The organism is Cupriavidus basilensis OR16 (assembly GCF_000243095.1).
Taxonomy (GTDB): Bacteria; Pseudomonadota; Gammaproteobacteria; order Burkholderiales; family Burkholderiaceae; genus Cupriavidus; species Cupriavidus basilensis_D.
In genome coordinates, this window is the sequence record NZ_AHJE01000048.1 from 1 (window position 1) to 13,654 (window position 13,654).

The following is a 13,654-nucleotide window of genomic DNA, read 5'->3' on the forward strand; positions in this document are numbered from 1 at the left end:
GGGATGTCGTATGGCTCTTGGGTGCAAAAACCAACACCGCAGCAAACACCCCCTACCCCCCCTACCCCCCTTACCCCCCTCCCCCTTACCCCCCATCCGTCTCAGCCAACGTCCTCAAATACTCCCGCCTCCACCAATGCACATCCTGCGCCCGAATCCTCTCCAGCAACTTCTGGTGCCGAGACTGCCGCTCAGCCAGCGGCATATGCAAGGCCTGCTGAATCGCCTGCGCAGTGGCATTGATATCGTAGGGATTCACCAACAGCGCCTCGCGCAACTGCTCGGCGGCGCCAGCAAACCGCGATAGCACCAGCACCCCCGGGTCATCCGGATCCTGCGCGGCAACAAACTCCTTCGCTACCAGGTTCATCCCATCGCGCAACGGCGTCACCAGCGCCACACGGCAGGCACGGCAAAGGCCCGGCAGGCGGCGCCGCGCGGTGGTGCGATGGATGTAGCGCACCGGCATCCAGTCAAGCTCGCCATACTCCCCGTTGATCGCCCCGGACAACCCTTCGAGCTCGCGCCGCAGATCCGCATAGGCGTCCACCGTTTCGCGCGATGGCGCGGCGATCTGGATCAGCGTGGCGCTGCGGCGGTTCTCGGGATACTGCGCCATCAGCGTGCGGACCGCCTTGAACGCGTAGACTCGATGCCAAGCAGGAGACGGCGGCTCGAGTACTGGCCGCGCATCATCTCGTACGTCTCGCGCGATTCCTCGCACTGGCCCAGCGCGGCAAACTCGTCGACGTCGATGCCGATCGGAAATGCCTGCGCGCGCACGGTGCGGTGAAAGGCGCGGAAGCGATACTCGCCCATGGGTTCGGCCTGCGCTTCGCTCTGCACGTAGCGGGAGAAATGCTCGAGGTCGAGCTGGCTCTGGAAGCCGACCAGGTCATAGGCGAACAGCGCCCGCATCAGCCATTCGTGCTGCGGGATGGCGGCCAGGATCAGCGGTGGAGGCAGCGGGATATGCAGGAAGAATCCCATGCGCTGGCCGCAGCCCATGGCGCGCAGTTCCGAGGCCAGCGGGATCAGGTGGTAGTCGTGGATCCAGAGCACATCGTCCGGGCGCAGCAGCGGCGCGAGCTTGCGCGCAAAGAGCTGGTTGACGCGGCGATAGATGTTGAGATAGCCGGAGTCGAAATCCGCCAGGTCGATGCGATAGTGGAACACCGGCCAGAGCACGCCATTGCTGTAGCCCTGGTAGTAGGCGTCGTGGTCCTCGCGGCACAGATCGACCGTGGCCAGCGTGACATTGCCGGCTTGCTGGATATGCAGCTCGCCCTCGCCCGGCGTGCCGCCCTGCGCGGCTTCCACGATCTTGCCGCTCCAGCCGAACCACATGCCGCCGGTCGCCTTGAGCGCTTCGCCCAGTGCCACGGCGAGACCGCCCGCGGCAACGTTGCGCGGATCGGCGACGCGGTTGGATACCGCTACTAGTCTGCCCATACATTCCTTTGCGAAAGGCCTGCCCCGCGCGCCCTCAAATCACGGAATCCCACGGTGCGGACAGGCGCACGGCGCCATTGATCAGGCCCACCATCGAGTAGGTCTGCGGAAAATTGCCCCACATCTCGCCGGTCACGGGGTGCGTGTCCTCGGACAGCAAGCCGAGCGGGTTGCGCGCCGCCAGCATGGCCTCGAAAATTTCGCGCGCTTGCTCGGTGCGCCCGACGCGGGCCAGTGCGTCGATGCGCCAGAAGGTGCAGATATTGAATGCCGTCTCGGGCTTGCCGAAATCGTCGGGCGCCTCGTAGCGGCGCATGTACGGCCCGTCGCACAGCGAGGCTTCCATGGCCTTGAGCGTGGACATGAAGCGCTCGTCGCGCGGCGCGATAAAGCCGACTTCGGCCATCAGCAGCACGCTGGCATCGAGCTCGCGCCCGCGAAGCTTTCGGCGAACGCCTGGCGCTCCTCGCTCCAGGACTCGCGCACGATGCGCTCCTTCATGCCGTCGGCATGCTGGCGCCAGTAATCCGCCCGGTCCGGCAACTGCAACGCGTCGCCGATCTTGGCGAGGCGGTCGCATGCCGCCCAGCTCATCAGTGCCGACGAGGTGTGCACCCGCGCTCGCGTGCGCAACTCCCACATGCCGGCATCGGGCGTGCCGAACACGCGCACTGCCTGTTCGCCAACGGTTTCCAGCACGTGGTATTCCGCCGCCCCGCCTCGGTGCAGCAGGCGATGGTCATGGAAGGCTTGGGCCGCGCCCAGCACCACGTTGCCGTAGACATCATGCTGGAAGTGCTCCTGCGCCTGGTTGCCCACGCGCACCGGGCCCATGCCGCGGTAGCCGGACAGGTGATCGAGCACGCTCTCAGGCAACTCGAGCTCAAGCCCGATGCCGTACAAAGGCTGGATATGGCCATGCTTGGATTGCATCACCACGTTGGACAGCCAGCGCAGGTAGTCCTCCATGGTGCCAACCTCGGACAAGCTGTTGAGCGCGCGGATCACGAAGAACGCGTCGCGCAGCCAGCAAAAGCGGTAATCCCAGTTGCGCCCGCTGCCGGGCGCCTCGGGAATGCTGGTGGTCATGGCCGCGACGATGGCGCCCGTCTCTTCATACAGCGACAGCTTGAGCGTGATGGCGGCGCGGATCACCGCGTCCTGCCACTCGCGCGGCACCGCGAGGCGGCGGCTCCACATTTTCCAGTAAGCCGTGGTTTCCTGTTCGAAGCCGCGTGCGATTTCCTCCACGCCGCCCTGCAGGGTTTCGTCAGGCCCGAGGATGAAATTGAGATCGCGCGTGAGCAGGAAAGGCGTCTGTGACAGCACATAGGTCAGCGGCGCGTCGGTGGTCATGCGCAGCGTGGTGCCGTCGCCGATATAGCGCACGTGGCTGCTGCCGCGCGTGATCTCGGGCTTGATGCGCCCCCAGTCAAAACGCGGCGCCACCGTCACGCGCACGCGCGGCGCGCCTTGTATCGGGCGAATCCGGCGGATCAGGGTGGTGGGCCGGAAGTAACGCCCGAGCCGGAAGAACCGCGGCGCGAAATCGGTGATCTCAAGGCAGTTGCCGTGCTGGTCGGTCAGCCGGGTGCGCAGCACGGCCGTATTGGGCTCGTACCATTGATGCGCTTCCTGGAAGTCCTCGATCTCGATGGCAAAGTGGCCGGCGTTCTCGCCCGGATCGAGCAAGGCATTGAAGACCGGGTCGCCGTCAAAGCGCGGCAGGCAGCACCACACGATGCGCCCGCGCCCGTCGACCAGCGCCGAGATCGCGCAGTTGCCGATCATGCCCAGCGATAGCGAAGGGTCGGCGTGGCGGCCGGCACCTCCGGCGCGCGCCGGAATATCCTCGTTGGATGGGTTGCTCACGCGAATCCCCCTCAGAACGTCGTTGTGGATGCAGCTCCGGATGCCTGCGTGCCCTGCGCGGCGGCCATGATTTCAAGCGCCCTGGCGGAGCGATGCAGCCAGCAGCGCAGCGCGGCCGGGCCGGTCACGCTGACGCCGGGCACGCCGCTGGCGAGCTCGGCCGCGAAGTTGCGCACCATGCCTTCGAGGTGGGGAACGGCGCGGTAGTGCACCGCCACCGCGACTGACTTGCGCTCAAGCTGCAAGCCGGGATGCGCACCGACCAGGACTTCCAGCGCGGGAGCAGCAGCGGCACGCCGGGGTCGGGCTGGCGCAGCCGATGGCCGCCCGCGTCACGCAGCTCCGCGCCATGCACGCCAGCGCAAGGCAATTGCAGCGGCTGCAGGAAATGATCCAGCTCGGCGATCGGCCGGCCGGACACCAGGGCTAGCGCGCCGCCCAGGTGCCGATGCAGGGCGCGCAGCGTCCCCACCAGTTCCGGTTCGACCTGCACGAGGTCAGGACGCGGCGCAAGGTCGGCCAGCGTACCGTCGAAATCCAGGAACAGTGCGGTGTTCGGTTCGATTAGAGGTAGGGAAGGCATTGCGTTACACCGTATCACGAGTGTTCCGGCAGCGTCCACCGGGCTTCGTCCTACAAGGTGCGCAAACACCCCTGCGGCGCGCCAAGCGCGATACCTGCGCCGCTGCGGTGCCCCGGCGAGAGCCATTGCCAAGTGCCCCCAGGTGAACTTGCCGGCTCTTGGCACTGGCTCGCGCCGGGGTGCAGGCATCGCCGCACCCCGCCATCCATTATCATTACCGGTTTCCGCCAATCCTCGCCACGGCAGTCCACGATGACCCGCAAACCCGATTACCTGAGAAAGATCCTGACCGCCAAGGTGTACGACGTGGCCCAGGAGACCGATCTCACCTACGCAAACCTGCTCTCCGCGCGCACCGGCAACAAGGTGTGGTTCAAGCGCGAGGACACCCAGCCGGTGTTCTCGTTCAAGCTGCGCGGCGCGTACAACAAGATGGCCTCGCTGTCGCCGGAGGAGCTCAAGCGCGGCGTGATCGCCGCCTCGGCCGGCAATCACGCGCAGGGCGTGGCGTTGTCGGCGGCGCGGCTCAAGTGCAAGGCGCTGATCGCGATGCCGGTCACCACCCCGCAGGTGAAGATCGACGCGGTGCGCGAGCGCGGCGGCGAGTGGGTGGAAATCGTGCTGCACGGCGACTCCTACAGCGATGCCTACAACCATGCCGCGGTGCTGGAGAAGAAGCACAAGCTGACCTTCATCCACCCCTTCGACGACCCCGAAGTCATCGCCGGCCAGGGCACCATCGCCATGGAAATCCTGCGCCAGCACCCGGGCCCGCTGCATGCGGTGTTCGTGGCGATCGGCGGCGGCGGCCTGATCTCCGGCATCGCGTCGTACATCAAGGCCGTGCGCCCGGAGATCAAGGTGATCGGCGTGCAGACCGTGGACTCCGACGCGATGAAGCGATCGGTGGACGCAGGCAAGCGCGTGGAACTCAAGGAAGTGGGCCTGTTCTCGGACGGCACCGCCGTGAAACTGGTCGGCAAGGAAACCTTCCGCATCACGCGCGAACTGGTCGACGAGATCATCCTGGTGGACACCGACGCCATCTGCGCCGGGCTCAAGGACGTGTTCCAGGACACCCGCAGCATCCTGGAGCCGGCCGGCGCGATGGCCGTGGCCGGCCTCAAGCTCTATGCCGAGCGCGAGAAGCTCAAGGGCCAGCACCTGGTGGCCATCGCGTGCGGCGCCAACATGAACTTCGACCGCCTGCGCTTTGTCGCCGAGCGCGCCGAGGTGGGCGAGGCGCGCGAGGCGATCTTCGCGGTCAGCATCCCCGAGGAGCGCGGCAGCTTCAAGCGCTTTTGCGAGCAGCTCGGCACGCGCAACGTGACCGAGTTCAACTACCGCATCGCCGACAACAGCATGGCGCACATCTTCGTCGGCGTGCAGATCGCGAGCCGCGCGGACAACGAGAAGATCGCCGCCGGTTTCCGCCGCCATGGCTTCGATACGCTGGACCTGTCCAATGATGAGCTGGCCAAGCAGCATATCCGCTACATGGTGGGTGGCCATTCGGCGCTGGCGCATGACGAGCTGCTGTACCGCTTCGAGTTTCCCGAGCGCCCTGGCGCGCTGATGCGCTTCCTGTCGAGCATGAGCCCGAACTGGAACATCAGCCTGTTCCACTACCGCAACCAGGGCGGCGACACCTCCAACATCCTGGTCGGCATCCAGGTGCCCAAGAACGAGAAACGGGCCTTCCGCGCCTTCCTCGCCACGCTGGGCTATACACACTGGGAAGAGACCGAAAACCCCGTGTACAAGCTGTTCCTGTCCTGATCACCCGAGGCAACCATGAGCCTTCCCGAACATTCGCCGCTAGGCAAACCCTCGGCCTACAAGACCGAGTACGATCCGACGTTGCTGTTTCCGATCCCGCGCCAGCCCAAGCGCACGGAGATCGGCCTGGCGGAAGGCCGCGCGCTGCCGTTTTTTGGCGTGGACATCTGGAACGCGTACGAGCTGTCGTGGCTGAACATGAAGGGCAAGCCGCAGGTGGCGCTGGCCAGCTTCATCATTCCGGCCGACACGCCCAACATCGTCGAGTCCAAGTCGTTCAAGCTCTACCTGAATGCGTTCAACCAGAGCAAGATCGCCTCGCCAGAAGCGTTGCAGCAGTTGCTGCACCACGACCTGTCCGAGGCCACCGGCGGCACGGTGCAGGTGCGCCTGGTGACCGAGGCCGATCTCGGCACGCAGAAGATGGCCGAGCTGGACGGCGTGCAGCTGGACCGGCTCGACATCGAGACCGACATCTACGAGCCGGCGCCGCACTTGCTGCATGCCGCCCAGGACGAATCGCCGGTGGAAGAAACGCTGGTCTCGCACCTGCTCAAGTCCAACTGCCTGGTGACCGGCCAGCCGGACTGGGGCAGTGTGCAGATCCGCTACGTGGGCGCGCCGATCAACCAGGAAGGGCTGCTCAAGTACCTGATCTCGTTCCGCAACCACAACGAATTCCATGAGCAATGCGTGGAGCGGATCTTCACCGACGTGATGCGCCAGTGCAAGCCGGTGAAGCTGGCGGTCTATGCCCGCTACACGCGGCGCGGCGGGCTGGATATCAATCCGTTCCGCACCAACTTCAACACCCCGTGGCCGGATAACCGGCGCAACGCACGGCAGTGAGCCACGCGAACGCGTGATGCCAATAAAAACCCCGGCGCGCATGCCGGGGTTTTTACTTGCGCCGTGATCCCGGCCTGCTCAAAATTCCGCGTGGAAGCGTACGCCGTAGAACTTCGCCGGGCCGCGATCGCGGTTGTAGCCTGGATTGCGGATGTACTGGAAGTCCGGGCTGATGCTCAGGTACTTGACCGGCTGGAAGCTGTAGAACACTTCCACGATCTGCTCGGGCCCATACCTGAGCGCGCCGTCGCCGAGGAAGGCGCCCTGCCCGCCCGCGGCCAGGTAGGCCTGGTGGCGCGAACCAAGCATATTCACCGACATCGCCAGGCCCACCACGTCGCGCGGCCGGCCCCAGGCATTGCCGTTGAGCACGCCGCCGGCGTATTGGCGCGCGCGAACACGCCGAGCGATTCGTTGACCCGCTGCATCAGCGACAAGCCGGCGCCAATCTTGGCGTGCTCCTCGCGCACATTGGCCACGTCCGGCGTGGCGCCGGTGGCGGCGCCGAGCTGCAGCGCATCGCTGAACGCGCCCATGCGCGCCTTGTTGCGCCAGAGCAGCAGGCGCGCCACGCCGGGCTGGCCGGCCAGGTTGTAGCGCTTCTCGAACTCGAGGATGTCGCCATAGTGCTCGAACATCCGCGTATCGAGCTCCAGCCCGTTGGATTCCACCGGCTGCAGGAAGTGGCCAAGGCGCACCGACCACATATCGCCGATGTACTCGAGCGCCGCGCCCCAGTTGTAGCCGCGCGCATCGGCCGGGTAGTCGAAGGAGCCGTGTGCCATGAACGACCAGTTCATGAACTGGGTACGCGGGTCGGAGCCGAACTCGTTCTGGTCGAACACATCCAGCACGCCGAAATTGCCGGCGGTCAGCACCACGCGGCGCTTGTCCACGCTGCCGGCCAGCTGGTTGAAATCCGCGTCCACCTGTTCGCTGCCGCCGCCCAGCCCCCAGGTCTGGCGGACAAACGCGCGCGCCCGGTAGAACACCGGATTGGTGCTCGAGACCTTGGCCAGTTCACCGTTGCTCGGCCCGCCCAGGCCGTGCAGTTCGGAGAACGGCACGCCCTGGGTCACCTCCGGGTTGAAGTGAAACTCCGCGCCGCGCCACAGGCGCACCCCAAGATCGAGCGTGGTGCTGAACGAGTAGCTCTTGGCGCGGTCCGCCGTCAGGCTGTTGGCGCCTGAGTAGGCCGCGCCGAAGGACGGCTTGCGCTGCCAGATATAGGTGGTCTGGCCGTGAAAGGCGTAGTCCTCGGGGGCATCGGCCTGCGCTGGCGCGCCGCTGCCGGCCCCGGCCTGTTCCTGCGCCAGCGCGGGCATGGCCGCCAAACCGGCAAGGCCGGCCAGCGACATAGCCACACCCGCCAGGCGAGAGGCAAAAGACGGGCGTGGCCGCGCTGGGGCGGCGGGGAAGCGACAAAGCAGCATGAAGAATCCGGGGAACAGCAGCAGGCGCACTAAGGGTCAAGTCCGGCTGCTAGGCGGACGAAGCATAGCCAAGGGTTTATGACATGTCTACCTTGCATTGCTGCGGCGCAACATTACACGCGGGCTAGCGACCGTCACTTTACGTTGTAACCAGCCTTGAATTAATTAATTCACAAATTAATATTATCTGGAGAACGAGGAGTCCTCCATGCCGCCAGCCGCTGACCATCCGCCCCCCGGCCGCCGTCCGGGCCGGCCTGCCGCCGGGGATGGGGGTAGTGCGGGCCAGCGCGAGCAATTGCTGGACGCCGCCACCGAGCTGTTCGCCCAGCGCGGCGTTGCCGCCACGCCGATCAAGACCATCGCCACCCACGCTGGCGTCACGCCGGCGCTCGTGCACTACTACTTCCGCGATCGCGACCAATTGCTTGACGCGGTGGTCGACGAGCGCCTGCAGCCGTTGGTGGAACAGGTGTTCGCGCCGGCCTCGGCCGACGGCGCGGACCCGGCCGCCATGCTGGTTGGCGTGGCCGGGCGACTGATTCGCACCGCCGCCGCCACGCCCTGGTTCCCCGGTCTATGGATCCGCGAGATCGTCGGCGCCGACGGCCAGCTGCACCAGCGTGTGCTGCACCGGATCGCGCTGCAACGGGCCGGACTGGTGATCGCCCCGCTGGCAGCCGCGCGCGCGCGCGGCGAGATCAACCCCGGGCTGGAACCCGCGCTGCTGATGGTGTCGCTGATTGGCCTGACGCTGCTGCCGCTGGCCACCGCCCATATCTGGCGCCGGCTGCCCGGCGCCGGCGCGATCGACAGCGAGGCGCTGGTGCGCCACGTGAGCGCGCTGCTGGCGCACGGCCTGGGCGTACCGCCGGAATTGCAGCCGGTGCCCGCCGCGCCGCCGTCTGCCTGAACCCTGCCTGCCCGCCACGGAGCCCGCATGCCTCGCCACTCTCAGCCTGATTCAATCCGCCCTGTCCTGAACCTGAGTACGGGCTGGCCGTCGGCCGTCCTGATCGGCGCGGCGCTGCTATCCGCGTGCGGCGAGCAAGCGCCCCGCTCCTGGCAAGGCTATGTGGAAGGTGAATTTGTCAGCGTGGCCTCGCCTTTTTGCCGGCCGGCTGGACCAGATCTCCGTCCAGCGCGGCCAGCAGGTGGCAAGCGGCGCGCCGCTGTTCGCACTGGAGGCCGACGATGAGCGCGCCGCCCGCCAGCAGGCGGCGGAACAGGTGCGTGCTGCCGAGTCCCAGCTGGCCGACCTGCAGACCGGCAAGCGCGTGCCGGAAGTCGACGTGAGCCGCGCCCAGCTGGCGCAGGCGCAAGCCGCCTCGGTGCGCAGCGCCGCGCAACACAAGCGCGACGAAGCCCAGTACGCCATCGGCGGGATCGCGCTGGCGCAACTGGAAGAGAGCCGCGCCACCGCCGCCTCCGACGCCGCCCGTGTGCGCGAACTGCAGCGCGATATCGACGTGGCCCGGCTGCCGGGACGCACCGCGCAGCGGGCCGCCCAGCAAGCCCAGGTGGCCGCCGCGCGCGCCGCGCTGGCGCAGGCCGAGTGGAAGCTGTCACGCAAGACCGTGGGCGCGACACAGGCCGGTCTCGTCTACGACACGCCCTTCCGCCTTGGCGACTGGGTCCCGGCCGGCAGCCCGGTGGTGCGGCTGCTGCCGCCGGGCAACGTCAAGGTGCGTTTCTACGTCCCGGAGAGCGAGCTCGGCACCTTCAAGAACGGCGAGTCCATGCGCGTGCGCTGCGACGGCTGCGCCGTGCCCATCGCGGCCGCGGTCACCTACATCTCCAGCCAGGCCGAGTACACGCCGCCGGTGATCTACAGCAATGAAACGCGCCGCAAGCTGGTGTTCCTGGTGGAAGCCCGGCCTGCGCCGGCCGATGCGCCGAAGCTCCATCCGGGCCAGCCGGTCGAGGTGGCAAGGCCATGAGCGCGACCATCGCCCTCCACGACGGCGCGCCTGGCAATGCCAGCGCCCTGGCCATCGACGTGCACGGCATCAACAAGCACTACGGTGACAAGCACGTCGTCAACAACCTGACGATGCAAGTCGCGCGCGGTGAGATCTTCGGTTTCCTCGGCCCCAACGGCAGCGGCAAGACCACCTCCATCCGCATGATGTGCGGGCTGCTGACGCCGGACTCCGGCACCGGCACCTGCCTGGGCTACGACATCCTGCGCGAGACCGCCGAGATCAAGCGGCGTGTGGGCTATATGACGCAGAAGTTCTCCTACTGGGACGATCTATCCATCCGCGAGAACCTGGATTTCGTGGCGCGCGTGTACGGCATGCCGCACCGGCGCGAGGTGGTGGACCGGGCGCTCGAAGACCTGGGCCTGGCGAGCCGCGCGCAGCAACTGGCCGGCGCGCTCTCGGGCGGCTGGAAGCAGCGCCTGGCGCTGGCCGCCTGCCTGCTGCACGAGCCCGAACTGTTGCTGCTTGATGAGCCCACTGCCGGGGTCGACCCGAAGGCGCGCCGCGATTTCTGGGAGCAACTGCACCAGCTAGCCGCGCGCGGCATCTCGGTGCTGGTCAGCACGCACTACATGGATGAAGCGGAGCGTTGCCACAAGCTCGCCTATATCGCCTACGGCAAACTGCTGGCGCAAGGCACGGCAAGCGAAGTGGTGGCCAGCCAGAAGCTTGCCACCTGGAGCGTGCAGGGCGAGCAGCTCTCCGCGTTATCGGATCAGCTCAAGGGCGCGCCGGGCGTGGAGCAGACCGTGGTGTTCGGCAGCGCCCTGCACGTCACCGGGCACGATGCGCCCGCGCTGGAAGCCACGCTGCGCCGCATTGCCGGCCCGCCGTACCGGATCGAGCCGATCGAGACCAGCCTGGAAGACGTCTTCATCCACATGATGAGTGGCGCCGAGGACAATATGCGCGCTGGCGAGCAAAAGCAAAAACACCGGAAGGACGGCAAGGAGGCCCGGGCATGACTGGCAATGCGGGCGAACCGGCCAAGGCCGCCAACGGCGCACGCTTGCCGCTTTCACTGCAGCGCTGGTGGAGCATCGTGCTCAAGGAGTTCCTGCAACTGCGCCGGGACCGTGTCACGTTTGGCATGATCGTCGGCCTGCCCATCGTGCAGCTGATGCTGTTCGGCTTTGCCATCAACACCGATCCGCGCCAGCTCACCACCGTGGTCATCGCCGCGGACCAGAGCGAGTTCACCCGCTCGTTCGTGGCCGGCATGCAGGCGACCACCTACTTCAACGTGGTCGGCACCCTGCCCGACGAAGCCGCCGGGCGCGAGGCGCTGATGAAGGGGCAGGCGCAGTTCGTGCTGAGCATCCCGCCCGACTTCACCAGCCGGCTGCTGCGCGGCGAACGCCCGGCGCTGCTGGTCGAGGCCGATGCCACCGACCCATCCGCCACCGGCTCGGCCATCGCAGCGCTGGCGCAGCTGCCGTTCTCGGTCGCGGACAAGGACTTGCAGGGGGCACTGGCTCATCTGGCGGGCGGCAAGCCGCCGTTCGATGTGCAGGTGCAGCGTCTCTACAATCCGGAGGGGCTCACGCAGTACAACATCATTCCCGGGCTGATGGGGGTGATCCTGACCATGACGATGGTCATGATGACGGGGCTGGCGATGACGCGCGAGCGCGAGCGCGGCACCATGGAAAACCTGCTTGCCACGCCGGTCAGGCCGCTGGAGGTGATCAGCGGCAAGATCGTCCCCTACATCTTCATCGGCCTGATCCAGGCCACCATCATCCTGCTGGCCGCGCGCTGGGTCTTCGCCGTGCCCTTTGTCGGCTCGGTGGTGGCGGTCTACCTGGCGGCGCTGCTGTTCATCGCTGCCAACCTGACCGTGGGCATCACGCTGTCGTCGCTTGCGCAAAACCAGTTGCAGGCGGTGCAGCTGACGTTCTTCTACTTCCTGCCGAACCTGCTGCTGTCCGGCTTCATGTTTCCCTTCCAGGGCATGCCGCGCTGGGCGCAGGCGATCGGCAACGTGCTGCCGATGACCTACTTCAACCGCCTGATACGCGGCATCCTGCTCAAAGGCAACAGCTGGACCGAGCTATGGCCGAACGTGTGGCCGATGGCGCTGTTCACGGTAATCGTCATGACCATTGCAGTGCGCTTCTATCGCCGCACGCTGGATTGAGGAGCCTGCCATGCAAGCCTCGCCACACGGCAAATCCACCTCCCGCACGGTCCTCCCCGTACTGGCGGCAGCCATGCTTTCGGCCTGCGCGGTGGGCCCGGACTTCACGGCGCCGGCCGCGCCCGCCGCATCGTCCTATACCGCCGGAACGCAGCCAACGCGCACCAGCGCCGCCAACGCACCGCACGGCCAGGCGCAAATGCTGGAGAGCGGCGCCGACGTGCCGGCGCAATGGTGGGCGCTGTTCCGCAGCCCGGCGCTGGACCGCACCATCCGCGCGGCGCTGGATGCGAGCCGACGCTGGCACAGGCACGGGCCCGCATCGAGCAGGCGCGCCAGGAGCTGGTGGCCACCACCGGCGCGCGCCTCACCACCGGCGCGCGCCTGCTGCCGCGCCTGGACGCCAAGCTGAACACCACGCGCGAGCAAGTCGATTTCAACTCGCTCGGCATCACCGCCTTCCCGAGCCCGGGGCCGTTCACGCTGTATGGCGCCAGCGTGGAAATCTCCTACACGCTCGACTTGTTCGGCGGCCAGCGCCGCGAACTGGAAGGCCTGCGCGCGGCGGTGGACTACCAACGTTTCGAGCTGGAAGCCGCGCGCCTGACGCTGGCCGGCAACGTGGCTACGGCCGCCATCCGCGAGGCTGGCTTGCGCGCGCAGATTGCCGACACCGAGGCCATCGTGGCGGCGCAGCAGCGCCAGCTCGCCATCACTGAGCAACGCTTGCGCGCCGGCGGCGTGGCGCAGGTGGACGCGCGGCGCCAGCGCAATGAACTGGCGCAGAGCCAGGCCTTGCTGCCGGGCCTGGCGCAGCAGCTTGCGGCCACGCGGCATCAGCTTGCCGTGTATCTGGGACAGGCGCCGGCGAGCGCCGAACTGCCCGAGTTCCGGCTGGAAGATCTCACCTTGCCCGCCACGCTTCCGGTAAGCCTGCCTTCCGCCATGGCAAGACGGCGCCCGGATATCCGCGCGGCTGAGGCGCTGCTGCACCAGGCGTCGGCCAATATCGGCATGGCCACCGCGCAGCTCTATCCGCAGCTCACGCTGTCCGGCAGCGTCGGCACGCAAGCGCTCTCCGCGCGCGATCTGTTTGGCAGCCTCAACGTGTGGTCGCTGGCCGCGGGGCTGGTGCAGCCGGTGTTCCGGGGCGGCGAGCTGGTGGCGCGCAAGCGCGCGGCGCAAGCGGCCTATGAGCAATCGCTCGCGGCCTATCAGCAGACGGTGCTGCAGGGCCTGCGTGAAGTCGCGGATTCGCTGCGCGCGCTGGAGGCCGATGCCAACACCTTGCAGGCGCGCGCCGACAGTACGAAGCAGGCCGCCGATACGCTGTCGATCGTGTCAGGCCAGTATCGTCTCGGCGGCGTCAGCCAGCTTGCGGTGCTCGATGCCGAGCGGCAGTACCGGCAGGCTGCGCTCTCGCTGTCGCAGGCTACCGCCAGCCGCTTTACCGATTCCGCGGCGCTGCTGCAGGCGCTGGGGGGCGGCTGGTGGCAGGCCGAGGCGGCCGCTGCGCAATGAACCAGTGAACCAATGAACGCTGGGCGCGCAAGGGCGCACG

5 protein-coding genes and 6 pseudogenes are annotated in these 13,654 nt (G+C 67.3%); 7 read left to right on the plus strand and 4 right to left on the minus strand.

What is annotated here, in order from left to right; translation table 11 throughout:
* Positions 1-85: 85 nt before the first annotated feature.
* The 3 pseudogenes from OR16_RS18010 to otsB form a co-directional block, all read right to left on the minus strand.
* A pseudogene (locus OR16_RS18010) lies at positions 86-1,452 on the minus strand (alpha,alpha-trehalose-phosphate synthase (UDP-forming)).
* A gap of 34 nt (positions 1,453-1,486) precedes the next feature.
* Positions 1,487-3,243, minus strand: a pseudogene (locus OR16_RS18015) (glycoside hydrolase family 15 protein).
* Between the two features lie 92 nt (positions 3,244-3,335).
* A pseudogene (gene otsB, locus OR16_RS40475) lies at positions 3,336-3,907 on the minus strand (trehalose-phosphatase).
* A 252-nt stretch (positions 3,908-4,159) separates the two neighbouring features.
* On the opposite strand from otsB, the gene ilvA reads away from it, so the two are divergent.
* Positions 4,160-5,686: a threonine ammonia-lyase, biosynthetic gene (gene ilvA, locus OR16_RS18025; protein ID WP_006159377.1), complete on the plus strand. Its 1,527-nt coding sequence runs from the start codon at positions 4,160-4,162 to the stop codon at positions 5,684-5,686.
* Positions 5,687-5,701: 15 nt separating this feature from the next.
* Complete coding sequence (queF, locus tag OR16_RS18030; protein ID WP_006159378.1) at positions 5,702-6,535, plus strand: NADPH-dependent 7-cyano-7-deazaguanine reductase QueF; 834 nt, start codon at positions 5,702-5,704, stop codon at positions 6,533-6,535.
* 78 nt (positions 6,536-6,613) lie between these two features.
* Here queF and OR16_RS47735 read toward each other — a convergent pair.
* Positions 6,614-7,968, minus strand: a pseudogene (locus OR16_RS47735) (carbohydrate porin).
* A gap of 208 nt (positions 7,969-8,176) precedes the next feature.
* On the opposite strand from OR16_RS47735, the gene OR16_RS18040 reads away from it, so the two are divergent.
* The 5 genes and pseudogenes from OR16_RS18040 to OR16_RS18060 all read left to right on the plus strand — a co-directional run bounded on the left by OR16_RS18040 (position 8,177) and on the right by OR16_RS18060 (position 13,614).
* Positions 8,177-8,881 carry a TetR/AcrR family transcriptional regulator gene (locus OR16_RS18040; protein ID WP_043420253.1) on the plus strand — a complete coding sequence of 235 codons (705 nt, stop codon included), beginning with the start codon at positions 8,177-8,179 and terminating at the stop codon, positions 8,879-8,881.
* A 27-nt stretch (positions 8,882-8,908) separates the two neighbouring features.
* Positions 8,909-9,908, plus strand: a pseudogene (locus tag OR16_RS18045) (HlyD family secretion protein).
* Complete coding sequence (locus OR16_RS18050) at positions 9,905-10,918, plus strand: ABC transporter ATP-binding protein (RefSeq protein WP_006159381.1); 1,014 nt, start codon at positions 9,905-9,907, stop codon at positions 10,916-10,918. The pseudogene OR16_RS18045 and the gene OR16_RS18050 overlap by 4 nt, the downstream one beginning before the upstream one ends.
* Complete coding sequence (locus OR16_RS18055; protein WP_006159382.1) at positions 10,915-12,093, plus strand: ABC transporter permease; 1,179 nt, start codon at positions 10,915-10,917, stop codon at positions 12,091-12,093. Before OR16_RS18050 ends, OR16_RS18055 begins: the two co-directional genes overlap by 4 nt.
* 10 nt (positions 12,094-12,103) lie before the next feature.
* Positions 12,104-13,614: pseudogene (locus OR16_RS18060) on the plus strand (efflux transporter outer membrane subunit).
* The last annotated feature ends 40 nt before the right edge of the window (positions 13,615-13,654 follow it).